The sequence below is a fragment of the Terribacillus halophilus genome, from assembly GCF_900162685.1.
GTDB lineage: Bacteria > Bacillota > Bacilli > Bacillales > Amphibacillaceae > Terribacillus > Terribacillus halophilus_A.
The window spans coordinates 505,837-530,354 of sequence record NZ_LT727828.1; the positions used below are offsets into that span (position 1 = coordinate 505,837).

25 protein-coding genes, 2 pseudogenes and 1 riboswitch are annotated in these 24,518 nt (G+C 43.1%); of the genes and pseudogenes, 18 read left to right on the plus strand and 9 right to left on the minus strand.

Annotated features, from left to right (window positions below; all coding sequences use genetic code 11):
- Positions 1-142: 142 nt before the first annotated feature.
- Positions 143-394 carry a GlsB/YeaQ/YmgE family stress response membrane protein gene (locus B1K52_RS07265; RefSeq protein ID WP_077306796.1) on the minus strand — a complete coding sequence of 84 codons (252 nt, stop codon included), beginning with the start codon at positions 392-394 and terminating at the stop codon, positions 143-145.
- Between the two features lie 261 nt (positions 395-655).
- On the opposite strand from B1K52_RS07265, the gene B1K52_RS07270 reads away from it, so the two are divergent.
- Complete coding sequence (locus B1K52_RS07270) at positions 656-1,468, plus strand: glycerophosphodiester phosphodiesterase (RefSeq protein WP_077306798.1); 813 nt, start codon at positions 656-658, stop codon at positions 1,466-1,468.
- Positions 1,469-1,503: 35 nt separating this feature from the next.
- Here B1K52_RS07270 and B1K52_RS07275 read toward each other — a convergent pair whose 3' ends face one another.
- Complete coding sequence (locus B1K52_RS07275; RefSeq protein WP_256855867.1) at positions 1,504-1,644, minus strand: hypothetical protein; 141 nt, start codon at positions 1,642-1,644, stop codon at positions 1,504-1,506.
- Between the two features lie 197 nt (positions 1,645-1,841).
- Between B1K52_RS07275 and B1K52_RS07280 the strand changes: the two genes are divergently transcribed.
- Positions 1,842-2,168, plus strand: coding sequence for a MerR family transcriptional regulator (locus tag B1K52_RS07280; protein WP_077306802.1), 327 nt, complete (start codon positions 1,842-1,844; stop codon positions 2,166-2,168).
- Positions 2,169-2,297: 129 nt separating this feature from the next.
- Here the strand turns inward: B1K52_RS07280 and B1K52_RS07285 are convergent.
- A pseudogene (locus tag B1K52_RS07285) lies at positions 2,298-2,465 on the minus strand (FAD-binding domain-containing protein); the annotation flags it as partial.
- Positions 2,466-2,890: 425 nt separating this feature from the next.
- Positions 2,891-3,002: riboswitch (SAM riboswitch) on the plus strand.
- Between the two features lie 91 nt (positions 3,003-3,093).
- Here B1K52_RS07285 and B1K52_RS07290 point away from each other — a divergent pair.
- The 3 genes from B1K52_RS07290 to B1K52_RS07300 are packed head-to-tail and all read left to right on the plus strand — an operon-like array spanning position 3,094 to position 5,591.
- A complete protein-coding gene (locus tag B1K52_RS07290) occupies positions 3,094-3,903 on the plus strand; it encodes a MetQ/NlpA family ABC transporter substrate-binding protein (protein ID WP_077306804.1) in 810 nt (269 codons plus the stop codon).
- 12 nt (positions 3,904-3,915) lie between these two features.
- Positions 3,916-4,929, plus strand: coding sequence for a methionine ABC transporter ATP-binding protein (locus B1K52_RS07295; protein WP_077306806.1), 1,014 nt, complete (start codon positions 3,916-3,918; stop codon positions 4,927-4,929).
- Positions 4,929-5,591, plus strand: coding sequence for a methionine ABC transporter permease (locus B1K52_RS07300; protein WP_077310533.1), 663 nt, complete (start codon positions 4,929-4,931; stop codon positions 5,589-5,591). The genes B1K52_RS07295 and B1K52_RS07300 overlap by 1 nt, the downstream gene beginning before the upstream one ends.
- 50 nt (positions 5,592-5,641) lie before the next feature.
- On the opposite strand, the gene B1K52_RS07305 is transcribed toward B1K52_RS07300, so the two are convergent.
- The gene (locus tag B1K52_RS07305; RefSeq protein ID WP_077306808.1) at positions 5,642-6,640 is read right to left on the minus strand and encodes an inorganic phosphate transporter; all 999 of its coding nucleotides are present in this window, start codon (positions 6,638-6,640) and stop codon (positions 5,642-5,644) included.
- Positions 6,641-6,650: 10 nt separating this feature from the next.
- Positions 6,651-7,268, minus strand: a complete 618-nt coding sequence (locus B1K52_RS07310) for a DUF47 domain-containing protein (protein WP_077306810.1) — start codon at positions 7,266-7,268, stop codon at positions 6,651-6,653.
- 185 nt (positions 7,269-7,453) lie between these two features.
- On the opposite strand from B1K52_RS07310, the gene B1K52_RS07315 reads away from it, so the two are divergent.
- A complete protein-coding gene (locus B1K52_RS07315) occupies positions 7,454-7,750 on the plus strand; it encodes a HesB/YadR/YfhF family protein (protein ID WP_077306812.1) in 297 nt (98 codons plus the stop codon).
- Between the two features lie 31 nt (positions 7,751-7,781).
- Here the strand turns inward: B1K52_RS07315 and B1K52_RS07320 are convergent, their stop codons facing one another.
- Positions 7,782-9,032 carry a M20/M25/M40 family metallo-hydrolase gene (locus B1K52_RS07320; protein ID WP_077306814.1) on the minus strand — a complete coding sequence of 417 codons (1,251 nt, stop codon included), beginning with the start codon at positions 9,030-9,032 and terminating at the stop codon, positions 7,782-7,784.
- Between the two features lie 212 nt (positions 9,033-9,244).
- Here B1K52_RS07320 and B1K52_RS07325 point away from each other — a divergent pair, with 212 nt between their 5' ends.
- The 12 genes and pseudogenes from B1K52_RS07325 to B1K52_RS07380 all read left to right on the plus strand — a co-directional run bounded on the left by B1K52_RS07325 (position 9,245) and on the right by B1K52_RS07380 (position 20,821).
- The gene (locus tag B1K52_RS07325) at positions 9,245-10,051 is read left to right on the plus strand and encodes a basic amino acid ABC transporter substrate-binding protein (protein ID WP_077306816.1); all 807 of its coding nucleotides are present in this window, start codon (positions 9,245-9,247) and stop codon (positions 10,049-10,051) included.
- An 80-nt stretch (positions 10,052-10,131) separates the two neighbouring features.
- Positions 10,132-10,845 (plus strand): amino acid ABC transporter permease, encoded by a 714-nt coding sequence (locus tag B1K52_RS07330; RefSeq protein WP_077306818.1) that lies wholly within the window; start codon positions 10,132-10,134, stop codon positions 10,843-10,845.
- On the plus strand, positions 10,784-11,506 hold the full coding sequence (locus B1K52_RS07335) for an amino acid ABC transporter ATP-binding protein (protein ID WP_077306820.1): 723 nt from the start codon (positions 10,784-10,786) through the stop codon (positions 11,504-11,506). The genes B1K52_RS07330 and B1K52_RS07335 overlap by 62 nt, the downstream gene beginning before the upstream one ends.
- A gap of 466 nt (positions 11,507-11,972) precedes the next feature.
- Positions 11,973-12,749 carry an ABC transporter ATP-binding protein gene (locus B1K52_RS07340; protein WP_077306822.1) on the plus strand — a complete coding sequence of 259 codons (777 nt, stop codon included), beginning with the start codon at positions 11,973-11,975 and terminating at the stop codon, positions 12,747-12,749.
- The gene (locus tag B1K52_RS07345; protein WP_077306824.1) at positions 12,736-13,551 is read left to right on the plus strand and encodes an ABC transporter permease; all 816 of its coding nucleotides are present in this window, start codon (positions 12,736-12,738) and stop codon (positions 13,549-13,551) included. Before B1K52_RS07340 ends, B1K52_RS07345 begins: the two co-directional genes overlap by 14 nt.
- A gap of 11 nt (positions 13,552-13,562) precedes the next feature.
- Positions 13,563-14,570: an ABC transporter substrate-binding protein gene (locus B1K52_RS07350; RefSeq protein WP_077306826.1), complete on the plus strand. Its 1,008-nt coding sequence runs from the start codon at positions 13,563-13,565 to the stop codon at positions 14,568-14,570.
- 176 nt (positions 14,571-14,746) lie between these two features.
- Entirely contained in the window at positions 14,747-15,547 is an 801-nt protein-coding gene (gene zupT / locus B1K52_RS07355) for a zinc transporter ZupT (RefSeq protein ID WP_077306828.1), read from the plus strand.
- A gap of 72 nt (positions 15,548-15,619) precedes the next feature.
- Positions 15,620-16,579, plus strand: a complete 960-nt coding sequence (locus B1K52_RS07360; protein ID WP_077306830.1) for an aminopeptidase — start codon at positions 15,620-15,622, stop codon at positions 16,577-16,579.
- Positions 16,580-16,989: 410 nt separating this feature from the next.
- Positions 16,990-18,021 (plus strand): annotated as a pseudogene (locus B1K52_RS07365) (ABC transporter ATP-binding protein); the annotation flags it as partial.
- A 71-nt stretch (positions 18,022-18,092) separates the two neighbouring features.
- The gene (locus B1K52_RS07370) at positions 18,093-18,605 is read left to right on the plus strand and encodes a YfiT family bacillithiol transferase (RefSeq protein WP_077306834.1); all 513 of its coding nucleotides are present in this window, start codon (positions 18,093-18,095) and stop codon (positions 18,603-18,605) included.
- A gap of 487 nt (positions 18,606-19,092) precedes the next feature.
- Positions 19,093-19,878 carry an SDR family oxidoreductase gene (locus B1K52_RS07375; protein WP_077306836.1) on the plus strand — a complete coding sequence of 262 codons (786 nt, stop codon included), beginning with the start codon at positions 19,093-19,095 and terminating at the stop codon, positions 19,876-19,878.
- 40 nt (positions 19,879-19,918) lie between these two features.
- Positions 19,919-20,821, plus strand: coding sequence for an NAD(P)/FAD-dependent oxidoreductase (locus B1K52_RS07380; RefSeq protein WP_077306838.1), 903 nt, complete (start codon positions 19,919-19,921; stop codon positions 20,819-20,821).
- A 14-nt stretch (positions 20,822-20,835) separates the two neighbouring features.
- On the opposite strand, the gene B1K52_RS07385 is transcribed toward B1K52_RS07380, so the two are convergent.
- The 3 genes from B1K52_RS07385 to B1K52_RS07395 are packed head-to-tail and all read right to left on the minus strand — an operon-like array spanning position 20,836 to position 24,508.
- Entirely contained in the window at positions 20,836-21,987 is a 1,152-nt protein-coding gene (locus B1K52_RS07385; protein WP_077306840.1) for a mannitol-1-phosphate 5-dehydrogenase, read from the minus strand.
- Entirely contained in the window at positions 21,987-22,418 is a 432-nt protein-coding gene (locus B1K52_RS07390; RefSeq protein ID WP_077306842.1) for a PTS mannitol transporter subunit IIA, read from the minus strand. The genes B1K52_RS07385 and B1K52_RS07390 overlap by 1 nt, the downstream gene beginning before the upstream one ends.
- A 2-nt stretch (positions 22,419-22,420) precedes the next feature.
- On the minus strand, positions 22,421-24,508 hold the full coding sequence (locus B1K52_RS07395) for a BglG family transcription antiterminator (protein ID WP_077306844.1): 2,088 nt from the start codon (positions 24,506-24,508) through the stop codon (positions 22,421-22,423).
- Between the last annotated feature and the right edge of the window lie 10 nt (positions 24,509-24,518).

Here is a 24,518-nt window from a genome sequence, read left to right on the forward strand (position 1 = left end):
TGAAAGTTGAGCACTCGTGAAGGATTCGTGAAAAATGGTTTACACATGGGAGGAGAAGGTGGATTAATTTTACATATCTTGAACAATTCCGACACAAAAAAGTCTTGCAGGCACTAGTGCCTGCAAGACTTTTTTACTTTTTTTACTTTTTACGTATCGCTCTTAAGATTAAACTTAGAACAAAGACGAAGATTATAGCTCCGATTAATGCTGGGATAATGGCAATGCCAGCTAAGTCTGGGCCGAAATCTCCGAAAATCAAACCGCCGAGCCAAGCACCAATGATACCAGCGATAATATTACCAATAATTCCGCCTGGTACGTCGCGGCCAAGAATTAACCCGGCGAGCCAGCCAATGATACCTCCAACGATAAGGTATAAGATAAAACTCATTATAACTACCTCCAGTTCAAGTAACTAATTTTCTTCTGTAACTAGTAATAGCTTTCCCGACGAAAAAGATTCGCAAACCTATTATGTTTCTGTTACCAAGGGAAATACCTTGATGATTTACAAGTTTTTAAAAATAGCTCCATCATTCTACACAGCAACTCAACATCGCCTTAATAATAAGCCGCTATAGTAAAGGTACAAGAAATAATTCTATTCGAAGGCAATGATTACAATCCAGATACCTACAGGGAGATGATCTGAATGACGAATCAGTTTAATCCGCCGTATGAGTCAGTAGCTACAAGGTCGTTTGCTAATCAGTCGTTACAAAAGGGTATCCTGCCAGTCATCGCACATCGGGGAGCTTCCGGATTTTCACCAGAGAATACGATTGCTGCCTTTGACTTGGCTGTCGAGATGCATGCTGATTATATTGAGTTGGATGTGCAGATGACAAAAGATGGTCAACTCGTTGTCATTCACGATACTTCTATTAATCGTACTAGCGCAAATGCGCCGGATGAGACTATATATGTGAAAGATTTGACGCTTGCTTCGCTGCAGCGTTACGATGTCGGTGCTGCTTATGATTCCGTGTATGAAGGAGAGCGTGTCCCACTGCTGGAGGATGTAATTAAAAGATATAAAGGGAAAACAAAGTTTCTGATTGAGCTAAAGTCTCCGGAACTGTACGATGGAGTTGAAGAAGCAATAGCGGAGATGCTGGAAAAGAATGAACTAGCTAATATTCTGCATGCAGAAGTAATCTTGCAATCTTTTAATTTCGGGTCAGTCGCTTACTTGTCACAGCTCCTGCCGCATGTCCCGCTAGGTGTGCTGACTTCACGAAGTGCGGATCTAACAAATCGAAAACTAGATAAGATATGTACGTACGCTGATTATGTAAATACACATTTTACTAACGTGACACAGGACGATACACTGGTTGGCAGAATTCATGCGCGTGGCATGCGTATCATGCCGTGGACTGTCAGAGCACCTGGTGAAGTGCAGCCGCTCATACGGGCTGGTGTAGATGGCATTATTACAGATTATCCCAACTATGTAAAATAAATGAAGGAGACCTAAGAAGGTCTCCTTTTTCTTTATTATCTATTTTGAACGAGTCGAAGCAAATCAAATGCTCTGTCTCCAGCCAATGCTGCAAGATCTTCCCAGTACTCGTCGCGTTTCAAGTCGAGTTCGACAATCTGTTTGGCTAAATCAAGGGCTTCCTGATCATTTGCCACCTGTAATATGCTCCCTTCTGTGAGTTCCTTTTTCTTCATAAATTCAGTATATAAATAACCGGACCCTGCTGCATTAAACATGTCAGTGATATTGACGAAGTATTTTGTTGTTTGTTAGGTTTCCTTACACAACACTAGGAGTATTTACAAATTACGGTATAATGAGCTGTAACAGCACATGATGATGAGGTGAACAGATGAGTAACGAGCCTTCTTATAAGAACAGGAAAGTAATCACAATAGGTATTGTGAGCGAGCTGACTGGTCTTACAGAGCGTAAGATTCGTTATTATGAAGAACGCAAGCTCATTTTTCCAGAACGTTCAGCGAAGGGAAACCGCAAGTACTCTTTTTCAGATGTAGAGCAGCTGATTGATATCGCCAACAAAAGAGAAGAGGGTGTGCAAACTTTCGAAATTCGTCAGCAGATGCTAAGAGATAAGAGGAAAGAAGCGGAAAGAGAAAGCCGCCAGCAAATGCTGCGCGGACAAATCAATGCCCGCTTTGGTATACAAAGAGAATAGACGTGTACGTATGTGTTGGGAGGCCTTGTACACAGAAAAGCCGGATGATGTTCATCCGGCTTTTATTGCTGTTTAAACAGAGTCAGAGCCCGTTCTCTTTGTGGTTTATGGTCCACAATTGTCGCTGCTATCAAAGCGTTCCAATTGTCCCTCTGAATTAAAAATCCGAAAATATGGTACAGCATCTGTACCGGTAGAAGATACCCACTGACAGCCGCCGATATTAGATGCTTCATCGTAATCAATCAGCATCTCCTCAAAGTATCTTTCACCTTCTCGCCAGTCAATTAACAAATCTGTATGTATTTATCAACGTTTCCCAAGTCCGTTTTGATTAGATTGGTGATGGAATGTACAGGATGTCTTATATTCTCACAGCTGACGACAAATTCCTTTAAGGTCTGATAATAATAGTCGTACCGATGCGAAAAATCTGTATTTAAGTGGGGGTTTACATGGAATAGTAATAGAATTCTGTCGCCTTCTGCAGCTTGATCAATCGCTTGTTTTAAAGCGGTGTTATCATGTGAAACCGTAAATCTTTACGGAACCATAGAGCCAGTGTTGTCAAAAGTCTCCCTGCTTTCCTATTTTTCTAGCAATCATCCATTCTGAAATTTTATCAAACGTGTGCGATTTTTCGCTAAATTGTAAATTCTTATTGACAATCTATTGTTTGGAAGGTAAAGTAACAAACAGATCAACACAAAAGTATAATGAAATTCTTATCAAGAGTGGCGGAGGAACAGGTCCTATGAAGCCCAGCAACCAGGTCAGATGATCTAGGTGCTAATTCCTGCAGCCGGTAGGCAATACCGGACTGAGAGATAAGAGAATCGCTGCATACATATACGGAGCGCCTCTCTTATTCTAGAGAGGCGCTTTTCGATGTAGTTGATAACAGCTAAGAAAAGGGGAGAAAAACATGAAAAAAATCTTAAGCTTCGGACTTATTGGACTATTAGCATTATTTTTAGCGGCTTGCGGCAATGACACTTCTGGTGCTTTAGCAGAAGATAAAATACTAGTTGGTGCTACTGGCGGACCGCATGAGCAAGTGATGGAAAAGGTGAAAGAACTTGCTGCCGATGAAGGAATTGAAGTAGAAATCAAAACGTTTAACGATTACAATACACCAAACAGTGCTTTGGATGAAGGAAGCCTGGATGCCAGCAGTTACCAAACATTGTCCTTCCTAGAAGATCAGAAAGAAAATAAAGGTTATGAACTAACAGAAGTATTCAAAACATTAACGTTTCCAATGGGTATCTACTCTGAAAAGATTGCAGATATTTCAGAACTAAAAGAAGGTGACAAGATCGCTGTACCAAATGATCCAGCGAACGAATACCGCGCGTTGAAGTTGTTTGAACAAGCTGGTGTGTTAAAAGTTGATCCAGAGGCAAATAATACGGCAACTGCAAAAGATGTAGTTGAGAATCCGCTTAATCTTGAAATCGTTGAATTGGATGCTGCGCAATTGCCAGCACAACTGGAAGAAGTTCAAGCAGCAACGATCAATACAAACTTTGCGATGGGTGCAGGATTGACAATTAAAGATGATGCGATCTTTGCTGAAGATACAGAAAATAATCCATGGTCTAACTACTTTGTCGTTCGAACAGCTAATAAGGATGATGCGATTGTAGGCAAGCTGAAAGATATCTATCAATCTGATGAAATGAAACAATTTGTAGAAGACGAATTCAACGGATCTGTTGTTCCAAGCTGGTAAGGGGGAAGTAAATTGATTGAACTGAAAAATGTGACCAAAACCTTTACCACTGGCAAGAAAACGGTGGAGGCGTTGAAAGATGTCTCTTTGAAGATTAAAAAAGGTGAAATCTATGGCGTGATCGGATTCAGCGGAGCAGGGAAAAGTACCCTGATCCGCTGTACTAACTTATTGGAGCGTCCGACTGAAGGAGAAGTACTGATTAATGGAGTGGATCTTACGAAGCTGAAAAAAGGGCAGCTGCGTAAGGAGAGAAACAAAATTGGTATGATTTTTCAACATTTTAATTTGCTTACGACTGCTACTGTATACGAAAACGTAGCTCGGCCGCTGAAGCTTAGTAACGTGCCGAAACACGAAATCAACGAGCGTGTGAAAAAATATTTGAAAATCGTAGGACTGGAAGAAAAACAAAACGTTTATCCGGCTCAATTATCGGGTGGACAGAAGCAGCGAGTAGCAATTGCTAGAGCTCTTGCTCAGGAACCAGAGGTCTTGTTAAGTGACGAAGCAACTAGTGCGCTGGATCCGAATACGACTTCCTCGATTTTGGAACTGCTGCTGCGTGTGAATAAAGAATTGGGAATCACGATTTTCTTGATTACACATGAATTGGATGTTATACAGCGCATATGTGATCGTGTTGGTGTAATGCATCAAGGAGAGTTAGTGGAAGAAGGCTCTGTGATTGATGTCTTTACGAAGCCGCAGCACCCGCAGACAAGAGATTTTGTCTTTGACGATGCTAACTTCAAGGTTCCAGACAGCGTCAAGAAAGGTCTTAGCGCAACAGGACGGATTATCTCGCTTACCTTCATTGGAAGTTCTTCCAGTGAGCCTTTCCTTGCAGCGATCACGAAAAAATATGAAGTCGTTCCAAGTATATTAGCAGGCGGGATTGATCAGCTGAAAACAAACTCTGTTGGGAAACTGCTCATTCATCTGCAAGGGGAAACTGCTGAAGTTGAGAAGGCTATCTCTTATTTAGAAGAACGTCAGATAACGGTTGAGGAGGTGGCGTCATGATGGCGGAATTTTGGACAGAATGGGGTGCTGATATTACGCAAGCACTTTGGGAAACCATTTTGATGACAGCCATCCCTTTGGCGATATCAATCGTTATTGGACTTCCATTAGGTATTTTGCTAGTAATGACACGTAAGGGCGGCCAGGCAGAGAATCGGGTATTTTATTCGATAGCGAATGCAATTATAAATGTTATTCGTTCCATTCCATTCATTATTCTTCTGTTCTTATTGATTCCGGTAACTCGAATTGTAGCTGGAACAACAATTGGAGTCGAGGGAGTTATTCTGCCTCTTGTAGTTTACACAGCACCTTATATTGCACGTTTAATGGAATCCGCACTGCTGGAAGTGAACAAAGGCGTCATAGAAGCTTATGAATCGATGGGAATCCCTACGATGAAAATAATCTGGAGTGTTATTGTCAGAGAAGCGCGCTCTACCATTATCCTTGGTCTGACAATTGCTACGATTGGTTTGATTGGAGCTACAGCAATGGCAGGGCTAGTCGGTGCAGGAGGACTAGGTGACTTGGCTTATCAATATGGGCATCTGCGATTTGAGCCTGTCGTGATGTATGTAGTTATTATTGTCCTGATTGTACTCGTACAAGTGATGCAAACACTCGGTAACATTTGGGCAAGAAACTTGCGGAAAGATTGATAAAGAAAAATAAGAGCACACTTGGCTAGTCCAAGCGTGCTCTTCGTTTTTTAGAAGAAAATATTCAATATGGCATACATTAACGCACCTAAGCAAGCTGTAATTGGTAACGTGATAACCCACGTGATTACCATGCGCTTGGCAGTTCCCCAGTTAACTCCCTTACGACGGTGTGCAGATCCTACTCCCATGATTGAAGAGGAAATAACATGCGTCGTACTTACTGGCAAGTGGATGAAGGTTGCGCCAAAGATAATAAATGCTCCGGTTAAATCGGCAGCGACACCGTTTACGGGACGAATCTTCATGATTTTGCCGCCGACTGTTTTAATAATCTTCCAGCCGCCGATAGAAGTACCAAGCCCCATTGCAGTCGCACAGGATGCTTGTACCCAAAGCGGAATATCGCTGGACGTATGAAGTCCGGCAGTAATTAAGGCCATCGTGATAATTCCCATTGCTTTCTGCGCGTCATTGGTTCCGTGGGTAAAAGACTGTATCGCAGCTGTTAAAATCTGTACCCGGCGGAAGTTCTTATTCGTCTTCGGCAGGTTTTTCTCTCGGAAGATGAGTTTGATAATGCTATATAAAATAAAACCTACAACAAAAGCAAGGATCGGTGAAAGAATCAATGCTTCCAAAATCTTAATAAACCCGCTTCCATTTAAAGTGGCAAATCCGCTGGAAGCAATGACTGCCCCAGCCAAAGCGCCAATGATAGCATGAGAGGAACTGCTCGGTATGCCGTAATACCAAGTAATTAAGTTCCAAGCAATCCCGGCAATTAGAGCTGCTAAGATCACCACAGACCCATTTACAATATTATCAGGGTTGGCGATATCACTCGTAATTGTTTTTGCAACGCCAGTAAAAGTCATTGCACCAACGAAGTTCATGATAGCTGCCATGATAATCGCGTGTTTTGGCTTTAAGGCCTTGGTAGAAACAGATGTTGCGATTGCATTGGCTGTATCATGAAATCCGTTGATAAAGTCGAAAGCAAGAGCAAATATGACGGTTAGAATGGTGATTAATAATAAAACATCCATTAGTTACTCCTCACGCATTCTTCATAATTATTGTTTCAAGATTGTTTGCGACAGATTGGCAGCTATCCGCGATTTCTTCCAGGATATAATAAAGCTCTTTGTATTGAATAACCTTAATAGGGTCCTTTTCATTTTGGAAGAGCTGCTTTAAAGACTTACGGAAAATTGTATCGCAATTTTGCTCATGCTCTTTAATCTTAATGGCATGGGCTTGAATGTCTTTCAGTTTATTTTGTGAAAGCAATTCAATTGTCGTCATAATTTCTTTAGAACAAGAACGAATTTCACTAGAGAATTGATCAATATAGCTGTCAGAAGTATAAATACTATATGTATCCATCATCCCAGAGAATTCTTCCATCCCATCAAGGACATCATCTAAGCTGTTTGTCAGCTGCAGGATATCTTCTCTCTCTATAGGTGTAATGAAAGCATGGTTCAGTTCTTTAATGATTGTATGTACAAGCTGATCACCTTTTGTTTCAAATTCCTTCAGCTTATTCGAGAACTCAGTTAACGTAGCTTCGTCTTTTACTTTATACGTAACAAAGTAATCTGCAGTATTATCAATATTCTTTGCAATGTCGGTAAGCAGCAAAGAAAATTTGTCTTGTTTCTTCTTGAACATTACTTAACCTCCGAATGGTGTTTGAATGAGTTTTCTTTAGGGAATAGAGAATATTATTTTTTTGTAAACTATCCCTAAAGAATTGTAAACTTTTTATTAATAATTATCAACGACTTCGTGTGATTTTTGTCGAATGAGGTACATACTGCCACTATTTGTTATAGTTGTATAGAAGGGGTGAAATTATGCAAATATCTATTACTAAACCAGCTTCAAACTGGTTTATTCAGGAAATGGACCTTGAACCCGGCAGTGCGGTACGTTTTTATGTGCGTTATGGCGGATTTGGGGGCATTAAAGAAGGTTTTTCACTTGGCATATCTGCTGAGCAGCCGAATGATCCGATTTCAAGTGTGGAAGTACAAGGTATTACATACTTTGTTGAACGGTCGGATGCATGGTATTTTGAAGGTGTAGACTTGAGTGTTAAATATTCACGTAAGTGGGACGATATCCAGTACGATTATCCTGCGCATAACTAAAAGTTAAGCAAAAGCCAGCGCTGGCTTTTGCTTATTTTTTTTCGCGCATTGGAAGTAAAGGATGCACGTTATCTTTTATACCGGTCATACCTAGCAAAGCTAACAGGATTCGCTGCGGACCATAAAAAGCGTCTGTCGGATCAAAAAACTCGTCTAACGTATGATGTCCGCCGCTATCTCCGCCACCGCCGAGTGTGAGAGCAGGGATTCCTAGGCTGATTGGCACGTTCGCATCTGTACTGAGCGGTTCCTCCATTGTAACTTCTATTCCAAGAACGTCGGCTGCGCGCAGTGCAATTTGACGGATGGGAGCATCAGTTGACTGACTGCCAGCTGGTCTGTCCCCGACAAGTTCTGCTGAAACAGTGATGCTGCCTGGCTGCCCGCATGCTTCACTTTCTTTTTGGGCTGCTTCGTGAATAAGTGCTAATGCATTTTCCTCCAATTCAGTAAGTGCTTGACTGGAGACAGAACGTAAATCAAGCTGGAAGCCTGCATCCAGGGCAATTGTATTGATAGATGTGCCGCCATAGATTGTTCCGACATTATAAGTTGTCTTCGGGTTTTGAGGTACAGTCATGTCTGCCAATGCGGCAATTGCGCGTCCTGCCGCATGGATGGCACTTGAGGTACCATAATCACCAAAACTATGCCCGCCTTTTCCTTTGAACGTAACGTTATAACGTTTGCTGCCGACTCCGCAATAAATCAAGTCACCAGGAGCTCCAGGCTCTACAGAGATAAACCCATCTATATTTGTATTTTCGCTGAAGAATGCCTTCATTCCGCGTAAATTGCCTAAACCTTCTTCTCCAACATCTGCAAGAAAGATAATATCTCCTTCCGTCTCAATCTTATTTTCGTCCAGTGATCGCAGTAAGGTAAGAAGTACAGCCAAGCCGCGGCCGTCATCTCCAATTCCTGGTGCATAGACGATACTATTTTCTATGCGAGCCGATACATTTGTTCCGGCAGGGAAGACAGTATCCAGGTGAGCAGCAATAACAACAGACGGACCATTTCCTTTGCCTTTACGAATACCGTATACATTTCCTTCACTATCTATTTTCAAGTCTTCCAAGCTGAATACCTCTAGTTTGTCTTTGAAAAAAGCAGCTCGATTCGTTTCATGAAAAGGAGGAGCTTCCACTTCAGTTATCTCAATCTGATCTTTCGTTGTCTGCTCATTATCCTCTTTAAGGTAGAAAAGTGCGTCTCGAACTTGCTGTAAATCTAAGAGCTGTTCAAATTCTTTAGCGAATATCGTACGAGTAGGGTGCATAGGTGTACCTCGCTTTCCTTTATATACATGCACTGTAACACAAAAACTTAATTTACTGACAATTGGAGTTGTATAAAATAGTCGAAAATAAGCGATTAGTTCTAATTTTATATTTACAAGGCATAAGATGTTATGTAAAATAAATGCACGGAAATGAATAATTATAGATTTTAATGCAAGTTTACTAAATAGATAGAAAAGGGAGATAGACAATGAAAACAGTTAAAAAGCTTATCGCAGTCACTGGACTTTTTAGTGTTTTATTTTTAAGTGCATGTGTATCCAATAATGAATCGAGCGGTTCAGGAGAGGAGACACTTACTTTCGGTACCGAAGCAACGTTTGCTCCTTTTGAGTCAATGAAAGGTGACGAGGTTGTCGGATTTGATGCAGATTTACTTGATGCTATCATGAAAGAAGCAGGACTGAATTATGAATTCGATAATACAGGCTGGGATCCAATGCTTGTTGGTGTAAAAGATGAATCACTCGCTGGAGGCGCAGCTGGTATCACAATTACGGATGAGCGCAAAGAAACCTATGATTTCTCTGCCCCTTATTTTGAAGCAATGCAAACTATTGCAACGACAGAAGGCACAGATATTCAATCAGCTGAAGATATTAAAGGCATGAAAATCGGCGTACAGAATGGTACAACAGGTGACATAGCCGCACAGCAGATCGTCGGCGATAACAGCACAGACATTTCTAAATATGAGTCTTCGGCAGCTACAATGATGGCATTGCAAAATGGCGACGTGGAAGTGGTTATAACGGATAACGGTGTTGCACAGCATTATGTGAAAAATAACCCAGATGCCAATATTACGTTAATAGATGATAAAGATAGCTTTGAGCAGGAATATTACGGCATCTTGCTTCCAAAGGGCAGTGAACATAAAGAGGCAATAGATGAAGCAATTCAAACGATTATGGAAAACGGGACGTACGAAGAAATATATCAAGAATGGTTTGAAGGTACACCTGATATCGAGGCGTTAGAAAGTGCACAGCCATAACTCGATTCCTATAGCGTAACGATGATATCCGTTACGCTATATTTACGTTTTGTTTTATAAGCTATACTGAGGTGAGAGAAATGGATTTTAGATGGGAAATTGTTATTGAATATTTACCTTTCTTTATGAGAGGACTCGGATATACAATCCTTGCATCGTTGATAGGATTCGTCGTTGGAGCTATCATCGGTTTAGTCATTGGAATGGGGAAAAGTTTATCCAATCCGATACTTAAATTGCCGTTTATTTGGTATGTAAATATTTTCAGAGGTACACCGCTGCTCGTACAAATCTTTTTAATTCATTTTGCAGTGATGCCGATTTTCATTAAGCCGCCAGAGCCGTTGATATCACTTATTGTTGCATTGGCGCTTAATTCGGCTGCATATATTGCAGAAATTTTCCGTGCCGGTATCAATTCCATTGATAAAGGACAGCGTGAGGCTGCCTACAGTTTAGGTATGAGTCATGCACAAGTACTGCGTCATGTGGTACTGCCGCAGGCGTTTAAACGAATGATTCCGCCGCTTGGGAACGAATTTATTGTACTTGTGAAAGATTCTTCACTAGGAGCCGTTATTGCAGCTCCTGAATTGTTCTATTGGGGGAAAGTAGCAGTCGGATCCTATTCCAGAGTCTGGGAGCCATACTTGTCAGTTGCTGTTTTATATTTCGTTGTTTGTTTAGTATTATCATATGTACAGAGCTTTTTAGAAAGGAAGTATGCAACAGATGATCAGCGTAAAAAATTTAAAAAAGTCGTTCGGCGAGCTCGAGGTGCTGAAGGACATTAACGTCGAAATACAAGAAAAAGAAGTTGTCGTCGTAATTGGGCCATCCGGTTCCGGCAAATCTACTTTCATTCGCTGTCTCAATCGCATCGAAGATATAACGGATGGTCATGTTTATATAGAAGGAACAGATATATCAAACAAAAAAGTGAACATCAACAAAGTGCGGACAGATGTCGGCATGGTATTCCAACAGTTTAATTTGTTCCCGCATAAAACGGTATTGCAGAATATTATGCTGTCACCAATGGTTGTTCGTAAATGGAAGAAGAAAGATGCAGAGAACAAAGCGCTGGCACTGTTGCGTAAGGTTGGATTGGAAGACAAAGCAGATGTATATCCGGACTCTCTTTCCGGCGGACAGAAGCAGCGTGTCGCAATTGCCCGTGCATTGTGCATGGAACCAAAAGTCATGTTGTTTGATGAACCTACCTCTGCACTCGATCCGGAGATGGTCGGGGAAGTCTTGGAAGTGATGAAGCAGCTAGCACAAGAGGGAATGACGATGATTGTCGTCACACATGAAATGGGCTTCGCGCGTGAAGTGGGAGACCGCGTCCTGTTCATGGACGGCGGCTATATTGTAGAAGAAGCCAAACCGGAAGAAATTTTTAGCAATCCTAAAGAAGAACGGACACAGGCATTCTTAAGTAAAGTGTTGTGATTGTAGAATCAACTGTGAAAGAACAAGAGTTATCCGGACTTACACATTAACGAAGAGTAATGTGTAAGTCCGGATTTTTCTATGGCAAAGGAAACTGCCGGGACAGTCATTCTAGTTGAATTTTCTCTTTTATAAAAAAGGTCGTCACATAATCTTACAAGTTTGCTGTTATGCAAAGTTCTCTATGCTAAAGTTACATTAAGATTTTCGGGTAACAACGATTGTAACCAATAGGCAGCATTCGTCATGTTCTCGGTTAATCCCTCTCATTTGCAAGCAGGATGCATTGTTCGGCTTGTTCTATAGCTTGTACAGGTGATATGTTGCGTGGCATATCGGACTGTGCAGGCTTTTTTTTATGCATTTTGCAGAAAATAAGAAATTTGTGCTGGACATGCTGTGAATTTGTCATCATTTATCGGGCTTCTGCGTATGATGGGTTTATAGAAATGACAGGAGTGGCGCTATGTATAAATTAAAAGTCGTAGAAGCTAGCAAGATATTCAGACGTGACGGCCAGGAAGTAGTGGCTTTGCAGGAGACAACAATGCAAATCCCAGCGGGGCGTTTTGTCAGTATTATTGGCCCGAGTGGCTGCGGCAAATCGACACTCTTCAATATGATTGCTGGGCTTATCAAACCAACTACTGGTGAGATTCTCTTAGATGAAAAAAATATTGTCGGTAAGAGCGGGTATGTCGGTTATATGCTGCAAAAAGACTTGTTGCTGCCGTGGCGGACAATATTGGATAATATCATCCTTGGTCTTGAAATTAAAGGAGTAGCAAAGCGAGAGGCGAGGCAAAGAGCGTTGCCGCTTCTAAAAAGATATGGTTTGCAAGGGTTTGAGGATAATTATCCCCCGGAGTTGTCCGGAGGAATGCGTCAGCGGGCGGCTTTGCTTAGGACGCTGTTGTACGACCAAGATATTATTCTGCTGGATGAACCATTCGGAGCACTCGATGCGCAGACAAGGCTGCAGATGCAAAGCTGGCTGCTGAAGATTTGGGAAGATTTTCAGAAAACGATCTTGTTTGTGACACATGACATCGATGAAGCGATCTTTTTATCAGATGATATTTATGTGCTTTCCCAGCGCCCTGGTAAGCTGAAGGCAAAGGTTCACGTGGAGCTAGAGAGGCCGCGAGGAGAGGGAACACTGCTGTCGAATGAATTTATAACACTAAAGCAAACATTGCTGGATTTGCTTAGAGAGGAACCAGATGAGAATGACACAGCCTGAGAAGAATCGGTATATCGAGGATGAGAAAAAACGCCGGCAGCGGATGAAACGCATTGTAATAGCGGGGCAGCTCGGTCTGGGTATTCTAGTGATTGTTTTATGGGAAGTTCTTACTCGTTTAGGAGTCATGGATTCCTATTATTGGAGCAGTCCGAGCACAATCTATGAAACTGCTAAAGTTGCTCTCCTGGAAGGAACCCTTTGGAGTGATTTAGTTTATACATCACTTGCAACACTGGCGGGCTTTGCTTCGGGTACTTTTTTCGGTTCGCTGATTGGATTGTCCTTTTGGTGGTCTGCCTACTATTCTAGAATCTCAGAACCTTACTTAATTGCGTTCAATGCCATACCCAAAATAGCACTTGGACCTGTTATCGTCATTTTATTCGGCATCGGCTTCTTTTCAAAAGTGATGCTAGCCTTTCTGATGACAGTAATCGTTACCGCACTTGCAGCACACAGTGGTATTAAAGCGGTAGATGAGGATTTGGAGAAGCTGCTTTATTCCTTGGGAGCAAAGCGCAGACATGTATTTACCAAAGTAGTTGTGCCGACTGCGATGCCGTGGATTGTAAGCAGTCTGCGAATCAATATCGCATTGGCACTTGCTGGTACGATTGTCGGAGAGTTTATTAGTTCCCGCCAAGGAATTGGAAGAATGATTTTGTATGCTGGACAGATATTGGATATTGACCTTGTTTGGGTCGGTGTTTGTGTTTTATCTATTTTGTCGCTGCTTATGTACGCCGGGACAGTTAGTCTTGAGAAGCTGCTGCTTCGCGGTCAGGAACCAAAACAATAGGGGGTGTTTGCATGAAAAAGATCCGGTTATTAGGTATTTTGTGTTTGGCTGTTTTGCTAGGTATCCTTGCTGGGTGTACGGGGGGAGAGAAAGAAGAGAAGCTGAAAAAGCTGACGATTGCAGAACCGGTGCATTTGACTGGTTACCTGCCTCTGTACGCGGCAATACATGAAGGATATTTTGAGGAAGAAGGACTGGATGTGGAAGTTGTTACGGCAACTGGGGGAGCACATGTAACAACTGTTGTGAGCGGGGATGCCTGGGGCAATATAGCTGGTCCGGATTCGAATGCTTTAGCGAATATAGATAGCAAGGATCCAATCGTTTCTGTTGTCAATGTTGTCAATCGGGCAAATGTCTATTTGATGGCTGGCGGTGAAGCACCTCCTGCAGGCGCATCGGATGGGGAGCTGGCTGCTTTTCTGGAAGGAAAAACGATTGCTGCAGGCCGCTTTGGAGGCAGCCCGAACCTGCTAACACGTTATTTGATTATGGAACTTGGCTTGGAGCCTGGGAAGGATGTTCTGCTTGAGGAACCAGCGGATGCAAGTGCTGTTGTTTCCTTAGTGGAAAACGGGCAAGCAGATATTGCAAATGGTGCTGAGCCGCAAATCTATGATGGTATTGAAAAAGGTGTTTGGGGGGAACCTTTCTATGGATTCCCTAGTTTGGGTGATTACCCTTATTCGGTTATTAGTGTGAAGCAGTCTACTATTGATGAAGATCCAGAAACAGTACAGAAATTTGTTAAAGCGATAACGAAAGCTTTAAAAGCTGTTAACGAGGATGAAGAAATCGGAATGCGGGTATTAAAGAAAGAATTTCCCACAACAGATGAAGCAAGTCTTCAAGCATCCTTGGATCGGGCATACGCGGATAAGCTTTGGAGTGAGGACGGTTATATTACCGAAGAAGCTACCGATAAAACGATGGATGTTGTAACAAAGACAGGGGTTTATAAGGGAGACTATAAGTACGATGAGCTAGTCAATATGGAGTTTGTCGAAGCACTGGAATGACAAAGGCTGGCAACGAGATTGCCAGCTATTTTTTTGGCAACTTCCCAAATGCTTCACCATATAGTAGGAAGGGAAGAAGGTTTGTAATGCTGCTCAAAAGTTTCTACTGTGAAACTTTATTGATATAGTGCATAATAAAAGAAACAGAGATGGACAGCAGAATGAGGAGGGCAATGATGGACGGAAATGTTTTACTGGCTCTAGGTTTAACACTTATGGCTGGCCTCGCCACTGGCATAGGCAGCTTGATGGTATTTTTTACTTCTACTACAAATACGAAATTCCTATCACTCAGTCTTGGTTTTTCGGCTGGCGTGATGATTTATGTCTCGATGGTTGAAATATTCGTCAAAGCAAAAGATTCCCTAACAGGTGCAATTGGCGCACAAGCGGGCAACTGGGCTACAGTTGGTGGATTTTTCGGCGGAATGCTCCTTATTGCTCTAATTGATAAATTAATTCCCAATCAATCCAATCCGCATGAAGGCAAAAAAGTGGAAGATATGGATGATCAAACGCACAATCAGGCCTTGCTCAAAATGGGAACTTTTACGGCACTCGCAATTGCTATTCATAACTTCCCGGAAGGTATCGCTACGTTTACGTCTGCCTTACAAGACCCTTCATTGGGAGTAGCTATTGCTATAGCGATTGCTATCCATAACATACCAGAGGGGATTGCTGTTGCAGTTCCGGTATACTTCGCCACCAACAACAAAAAGAAAGCATTTGGTCTTTCTTTTTTGTCCGGCCTTTCAGAGCCTTTAGGTGCCGTTCTTGCTTTCCTTATTCTAATGCCATTCTTAAATGACGTCATGTTCGGTGTGATCTTCGCAGCGGTAGCAGGTATTATGGTCTTTATTTCACTAGATGGCTTGCTGCCAGCGGCCAAAAAATACGATGAAGGACACACATCTATTTACGGATTAATCAGCGGTATGATGGTAATGGCTGTGAGTTTACTTTTATTTATCTGATTTTGGGAATCGTCTGCTTAAGCAGGCGGTTTTCTTTGTGTATAATAGGAAGAAACAAGAGGAGGTGCCTTCATGGGGAGTAAGCTAGTGGAAAATAGCAAGAATGTCCTGCGCAGCAGTTTGGCACTGAAAAAAGAGGAAACATTGCTTATCGTAACGGATGACAGCAAAAAAGAACTGGCAGAAGCATTGTACGCAGCTGGCAGACTGATTGGAGCAGAAACGCTCATGCTTGTGATGCAGGACAGAGAGAAGTCAGGGGAAGAGCCTCCAAGCGGCGTGGCAGAAGCAATGAAACATTGCGATGTAGCTGTCTGTATTACGGAGCATTCTTTAACACATACGATGGCCAAGAAAGATGCAGCAGCGGCAGGCGTTCGCGTCGCAACGATGCCTGGCATTACATATGATATGTTTCTGGAAGGAGCTATCAGCGCTGATTACGATACTGTAGAAAAATTGACATATAATGTCTCAGAAAAACTGGATCAAGCCCAAAAGGTTACTATATCAAAAGATGGTGAAACGTTAACCTTTTCTATTCAAGGGCGAAATGGTGTAGCTAGTACAGGCGTCTACCGTGAAAATGGCCAATCGGGTAATCTGCCTTCTGGAGAAGCTTATATTGCGCCGTTTGAGGGTACAGCTTCTGGACGTATTTGGATTGACGGCTCCATTTCTGGGCTAGGAAAAGCAGAAGAGCCAGTACTTCTTACAATCGAGGAAGGACGTTTGACAGAAGCCAGCGGACGGCAAGGAGAAAGGCTGCTTCACATGCTCGGAGAGGGCGAAGGACGCAATGTTGCCGAGTTTGGCGTTGGCACCAATGATAAAGCACGTATCACCGGCAACGTCCTGGAAGACGAAAAAGTATATGGAACAATTCATATCGCATTTGGCAGCAACAACACATTTGGCGGAACAATCGCAGCAGGTGTCCACATTGACTGTGTCGTGAAAGCTCCAACTGTCCATCTGGATGAGGCGATACTGCTTGAAGAAGGCAATATGGTAAAGCTGGGACATAATTAGGACGTTTAAACTTCAAGACGAATACCGAAAAATTATTAAAAAGAGTGTAGTGTTCGACTGCCGCCCGCGGGAAAGCGAATTGTATTTCCGAAGCGGCAGCCTGCCTTTTGGTAACTAAGCTTCTTTCTATTTACATACCGCACAATAAAAGCGCTTACATTTTGTGCAACTGCCAAATAGCAATTACGGGAGAAACAAGGTAAAGTAAGAGTATACAATAAAGGAGGCGCTTACATTGGCAAAGCTACAGTTGAACGGTATCCAAAAGGTCTACGACAAGAACGTTACGGCGGTTTAAGAATTTTATTTTTAGATAAATGACAAAAAAATTATTTTGTTTGTTGGTCCCCCCCGGTGCGGGAAAAAAAACACAATACGTATTATTGCCCGTCTGGGGGGAAACTCTTNAATTCATTGTGTTCGTCGGTCCCTCCGGTTGCGGAAAATCAACCACATTACGTATGATTGCCGGTCTGGAGGAAATCTCTGGCGGTGACTTCTATATAGATGGGGAACGAATGAATGATGTGCCGCCAAAAGACCGCGATATTGCGATGGTATTCCAGAACTATGCGTTGTACCCGCATATGAACGTATACAATAACATGGCATTCGGCTTGAAATTGCGTAAATACAAAAAAGATGAGATTGACAGACGTGTACAGGATGCAAGCCGTATTCTAGGACTGACAGATTACTTAAACCGAAAACCAAAAGCTCTATCCGGCGGTCAGCGCCAGCGTGTTGCACTTGGTCGTGCGATTGTTCGAGATGCAAAAGTTTTCCTTATGGATGAGCCGCTTTCCAACTTAGATGCCAAGCTCCGTGTACAGATGCGAGCAGAAATCCAAAAGCTGCATCAGCGCCTTCAGACGACAACAATCTATGTTACACATGACCAAACAGAAGCGATGACGATGGCAAGCAGACTGGTTGTTATGAAAGATGGTATCATCCAGCAAGTAGGTGCTCCAAAGGATGTTTACGACAACCCTAATAACATGTTCGTCGGCGGCTTTATTGGTTCTCCATCCATGAACTTCCTCAACGTTACCATCCAGGACGGCAAGGCAAAGCTTGGTAACGTAACGTTCCAGCTTCCGCCAGCAAAACGGAAAATGCTGCAGGATGCAGGCTACGGTAACGGAGAGGTTGTCATGGGAATCAGACCAGAGCATATTCATGATGCTGACTACGAGGAAAGTCTTTCATATGCACATGAAGTAGAAGCGACGATTGACGTTGTCGAATTAATGGGCGCAGAAAGCTTCCTGTATGCAAATGTAGGAGGAGAAGAATTTGTTGCTCGTGTCGATGCCCGCTCAGATATTAAAGGCAAAGATAAACGCACATTACTATTTGATATGGAACAAGTGCATTTCTTCGATAAAGAAACAGAAGGCCGGATTACAGCATCTAATGCTGCTTCTCAAGTATCTTAACTTTAAAGACTGTACCTACTAGGTACGGTCTTTTTTGTTAAAATTAGTTGAATGAGTGAGGAGGAGAACAGGTGGACAGAAGGTATCCGATTGGAAAGTTTCGGGTAGAAGGTGCTATTTCAGCATTGCAGACGGAACAGTGGATAAACGAAATAAATCAGCTTCCAGAACAGGTGACCGAACTAGTAAACAAGCTTTCCGAATTAGAACTTCAACGTACATACCGAGAAGGAGGATGGAACGTTAGGCAGCTTGTGCATCATTTGGCTGATAGTCATCTAAATTCCTTTGTGTGTTTTAAGTTGGCGTTAACAGAAGAGAACCCTGTTATAAAACCATATGATGAGGCGAGATGGGCACAGCTGGCCGATTATGAAATGCCTGTGCAGTCTGCTTTAGACTTGCTAGCTTCCATTCATAACAAATGGGTTGTTCTGCTTCACGCACTCACCCCGGCACAGCTTCAACTAACATTTATCCATCCGGAGACTAGAGAAGAAGTCAGCCTTAAAGAAAACATAGGTATCTATGCGTGGCATGGCAAACATCATTTGGCGCATATTTATTTAGCCTTAGAAGATTAACCGATAAAGAGGCTGGGACATAACTTGTTTAAGCTATATAAAATCCAAACAATACTGCAATTAACTGCAGAATTGTTTGGATTTTTTGCATGGGAAACGGAGATGAGAGCATCGCTTCGGAAATACACTCCGCTTTCCTGCGGGCGGCTGGTCCTTTTTCCCGCGGGAATCGCCGTGTATTTCCTACGCTGATTTGTGTGATGGGAAATCTTCACTCGTGTAGGCAGAGTAAGTAGACTCCTCGAAAAAGATAGCGATTTTCTTGACGGTGTCTACTTAAAAGCCATTCTTGTCCGACGATAACAGCTAATGTTGGAGAGGTAGCAGCCGTCAGAGAGCTGCATTAAAAAGTATGGATCTAGTTATCGTTCGCTTTTAGGATGAATTAATCTTGTTCTGTCCAGGTTTCTTTTTTTATACAGAAAGGGTTTTACTTCATAGAGAGTAAGGAAATAACTAGTAGATACATAAAGGAGTGAGTGACGGGATGGAAGCATCACTGGATGGAAAAGTGGCAATTGTGACCGGAGCAGGCTCTGGTATTGGAAGAGCTGCGGCAACCATGCTAGCTGCAAAGGGTGTTCGTGTGAGTCTTTTTGATAGTAACGCAGCCACAGTCAAGGAAGTGGCTGCTGGAATCGAGGCTGCAGGAGGGGAAGCAATTGCAGCGACAGTCGATGTTACAGACAGCGCACAGCTGAAACAGGCACTTAAACAAACGATTGATCAATTTGGACAGCTGGATATTGTGTTTGCTAATGCAGGCATTAATGGGACGCTTTCTCCGATTGAGCATTTGCCAGAAGAAGATTGGGATCAGACGCTTGGCACAAACGCGAAGGGTACTTTTCTGACACTTCAGAATGCCATTCCTTACATGAAAGAAAAAGGTGGAAGTGTCATCATTACCAGTTCGATAAATGGTAATCGTACGTTTTCTGGCTTTGGGATGAGTGCTTATAGTGCCTCCAAAGCGGCACAGACAGCTTTCGGAAAGATGGCTGCTCTGGAGCTGTCGGCATATGGTATTCGGGTGAATGTCGTATGTCCGGGAGGCATTGAGACGAACATCGAAGAGAGAACAGAAAAGGATACAGCGCATTTGGCGGAGATAGAAATTCCGAAAGTCTTCCCTAAGGGGCAGCATCCGCTGAAAGGAAAACCTGGGAAGCCGGAAGATGTAGCTTCCATTGTTTGTTTTCTAGCATCTGACGCATCTGGGCATATGTCAGGAAGTGTGCTATATGCTGATGGAGCAGAAACACTGCTGTAGAGCGTGCAATTATAATGATTAATAGGAGAGGTGCAAGTATATGCATGATGTAATTATAATAGGCGGCGGAATCGCAGGAGTCCAAGCTGCCATACAATTTGGCCGATATAAGCGGGATGTCCTGCTGCTGGATAAACGGAATGATGGCAGATCGCATTGGTGTCAAAGCTACCATAACTTACTTGGCTGGCCAGATGGTGTATCAGGAAATCATCTGCTGGAACTCGGGCGAAAACAAATAGATGCTTATGGAGGTATACGCGTCGAGCACCAGGAGGCAGTGGAAGTAGAAAAGTGGAAACATGGATTCACAGTCAAAACTGCTGATGGAAAGTCTCATGATGCAGCATTGCTTTTAATTGCTACCGGGATAACAGATCGGATTCCAGTTAAAGATCTGTACCCACTTCTTGGAACAGATGTATATGTTTGTCCTGATTGTGATGGGTATGAGATAAGTGGCAAGCGAACAGTAGTCGCAGGTACTGGTGAAGCGGGAGCAGGTTTAGCAGTGATGCTGACATATTGGTCAGATGATGTTATCTTCATCAATCACGAAAAAGAACCAGTGAGTGAGGAAACATTTGAAAAGCTGAAGCTGCACTCAATTGAATATTATGAACAGCCTATTGAAGAGGTAGTGCTCGATGAAAGTGGCGGCTTAGAAGGATTTCGCCTGACAGATGGAGAGAAGCTATGGGCGGAGAAAGCCTTTGTCGCATTCGGGAAGAACCGGGTAAACAGTAACCTGGCAGCATCCTTAGGTGTGGAGCTTCATAAAAACAATCATATCGAAAACAATCCTCGCACGAAAGAAACGAGCGTGGAAGGTGTGTGGGCGGCCGGAGATGTGACCGTGCACTCTGAGCAAGTCAGCATTGCGATGGGAGATGGAATGCAGGCAGCAATTTGGATGCAAAAACGGCTGCTGAAAATGAAGTGAAAAAGACAGAGCGGTTAGGCTCTGTCTTTTTGTTGTTCATATTGTTTTATTGCTTGCTGTACAAGTGCGCTTTCTTGAGGCTGCCCACTAATGTTGGCTAGCGTAGATGCAGCGCCTTCTGACTTGATGCGCTCCTGTAATTCACTTGCTTCGTCATCACCAGTTGGATTGAAATGTAAGGCGTAAGCAATCGTTGTCAGCAATGCATCAGCTGATTTCCCTTGCTCTAGTAAAGCTTGAGCTGGATACACGAGTCTGTCTTTCGGACCAAGCTTACGGATTGGTCCGCGTCCTACGCGAGTGACGAGATCCGAAATGTATGGGTTTTGATAACGCTGCAGGATTTTTGTAATATAGTGGTTCAATTCATCTTCCTGGAAGCCCCATTTATCCTTCAATAGTGCACTCGTTTCTTCTAAAGCATGCTTGGCTAAAGTTAGGATTTCTTCATCTTGGATAGCCTCGATAATCGTGCTGTAGCCTTTAGCATACCCTGCGTAGGCAATAGCGGCGTGTCCCGTATTAACGGTAAGCAGCTTTCTTTCAATATAAGGATCTAAATTATCGACAAAAGTAATGGCTTTAATAGCAGGAAGCTCACCTTGCCAGTTTTTCTTTTCCACTACCCATTCAAAGTAAGGCTCTACTTGCACTGTCAGCAAATCCTGATGTTCTTGAATCGGAACAATCCGGTCTACTGCTGCGTCACAAAAGGCTGTATAGCCTTCAACTTGTTCCTTGTCCTGTTCATCAATATGCGACATAACGAGTTCGCGTAATTGGCTAGAGCCGCGAATCATATTTTCGCATGCAATCACATGAACTGGCTTTGGCTGTTTCGCGCGTTGAACAAGTCCTTTTGCTATAACTGGTGCCACGTGGGGTAAGATGGATGGACCAACAGCAGTCGTAATAAGATCAGCATCGGCAATGGCTTTGGCCACAGCTTCTTCTTCGGTAGCACTGTTCAATGCTGTAACCCCGGTAATTGTCTCGGAATGCGCTTCTTCCTGAGCATAAACAACCTCATACTGCTGGTTCTCTTGCAAGGCAGAGATGATGTCCGCATTGACATCAGCAAAAGTTACATGGATATCTGCATGGGAGAGAAGGGCACCAATAAAGCCGCGCCCGATATTGCCTGCTCCAATGTGTACACTTTTCATTATGCATCCACCTCAGAGAACATATCTATGATCTCTTGTTTGCTTGTCGCGCTAACAAGCTTATCGATGTTTTCCTCCTCTGAGCAAACAATGGCAATCTGCGAAAGAATATCTAAATGTTCATTGTTTTTTCCGGCAATGCCGAAGACAAGTTTTACTTCATTTCCTTCAAATGTCACACCCTCTGGTGCTTGAATGACAGAGATTCCGGAAGCGATAACTTCATCTTTAGCATCTTCTGTTCCATGCGGAATTGCAACAAAGTTACCCATATATGTGGAAGTCAATGCTTCACGTTCGATCATCTTATCCACATAATTTTCGTTAACATAACCATTATCCACAAGAATTTGGCCGGCTTTGCGAATGGCATCTTCCTGATTTGTTAATTTTGTGTCCATTAGAATATTTGCTTCTTGTAATACTTGCATGATTACCCTCCTAAGTGATCTGTGAATTGCTGGATGTGGGCAGTGAGCAGCTGCGCCAATTCCTTGCTGAGTGCTCCTTGATCCGCTGAACGAATCAGAGGCTGGATATGCTCTTCTAAAATAAGGCTTGAGATTTTACTGAACAGCTCATAACAGCTCAAAGGCAAATTGTCCGGTGCAGCAAGGACGAACAGGCGGTCTGCCTTCATCACTCGATTATCCATCCCTTTAATTGGAATAGGGGAGGATAGCGCCATCATCCAAAATGCAGGCTGCGCTATATCGTTGCTTCGGCTGTGATACAGTGCCATCCTGGTGTCAGGAATACCCATACCGCCAAGCTCCTCACGACGATGCAGAAGCTCAGCGAGTGTTCCTTCTTTTTTGATAATTGACTGTTCAGCAGCCTGCTGGTCTATATATGCAAATAAATCATTTTGACTTTGATAGGCGTTATCTACGATGAAATGCTTCCAAAGTATGCGAATCACTGCTGTCAGCGTTTGAAGTTCTGCCAGTTTTGGTTCGAAAGCAGTTATTTCGGTTTTCTTAGGTGGTACTGTTTTAGCGGGTGCTATCTGCTTTCGTTTCGTATAAATGGTAGGAAGCTCCTGCTGAATGAATGCATCCATCCGTTTAACATCAGGTGCAGGCAGCAGCGGATTGACAAGCAAGTATGGTCTGTTGAATTGGTCAAGGCTAATCGTTGAAACGAGCAAGTCAAATTTGTCTGGCTCTATGTCTTTTAATTCTAAATAAGACGATAATGTAACCTGAGTGATCTCGGGAAATTCATTTTGCAGTCTGCTAGCGAGCATCTTCGAGGTGCCAATGCCGCTTGCGCAAACGACTAAAGCGTGAAGTCGTTGTCTGCTGCGCTGTCGCTCTTTTGCAGAAGCAAAATGCAGCGCCAGGAAAGCAACTTCTCCTTGTCCAAAACGAAATGCAGGAAAGACAGTTTCCAAAGCCTCACGAACTGCTGCAACAACTTCCTTGTAATCTTGTTCAATTTTATCCGTAAGCGGATTGTAAGTCTGAATACCTTCTCGAGCTCGGCTTATGGCTGGTTCGATATGCGTGAGCAGACTATCGGTAAATGCTTCATCCTTTTCCAGCTGCGGCAGTTTTATGGCAGCGGCAACGAGCTGAATGAATGCTTGTACTTGCAGTTCGAATAACGGATCTGAACGATGCATGGTCTCATTCCGTTTTGCACCTTGAATCTGAATAGCAATGTAACCGATTTCCGATGTGGAAAAAGTAAGGGACAAGGTAGTTTCCAATTCCCTGCTAAGTGCAGCGGCAATCATATATTCTTCCGTTTTTTGTAAAGATTTCATCAGCGGAGGGGAGAGGCTGACGAACCTTCCCTGTTTGATTCGCTGAATGCTAATACTGATATACGTAATTAGAGCGACATAGGCGTTATCAGCAATCGAATAAGACAGTTTTGCCAAATGATCCATGACATATTTCTCGACTAATGTCATCTGCTGTTTTTTGATAAACTGCTGCAGGAATTGATGTAAATTTTCCTCGTAATCATTTGTAAATGTATAGATGGATGCCTGATCGAGCTGTTCCATCGTGAGCTGCACAAGTGCTTTTCGTTTTTCATTTTCTTCGCCTTCCAATTCTACGCCGACACCGCGGCGCCTGGAGATGGTCAGCAAGTACTCCGCCAGCTTTGTCTCCAAAGCATCCAAATAAACGGAAACGGCCGTTTTTGACAGCTGTACCTCGTTTGCCAGGTAAGCGACTTTGACAGGCTCAGAAGCTCCTACTAGGAGAAAGAGTAGATGGAGCAGCCGTTCCTCCTGGGTTGTGTCTACTTCAACCGCATCATGTAACTGCTCCTGTAATGCTTCCATCTGAGCAGGGTCTCCTTCAACACGAATACCAGAACCAGTGACACGGAGTAAGGAAAGTTCATACTCGCCAAGTGTCCGTTCCACCTGTTTCAATTCACGGTGAATAGTTCGAGAGCTGACATGTAATAACTCTGCCAGCTCTCGAATGGAGATGAATTGGTGTCTGGAACGCAGCAATTGCAGGATGATTCTTCTCTCTCTGCTGCTAACCAATTCCAAATCAAATCAC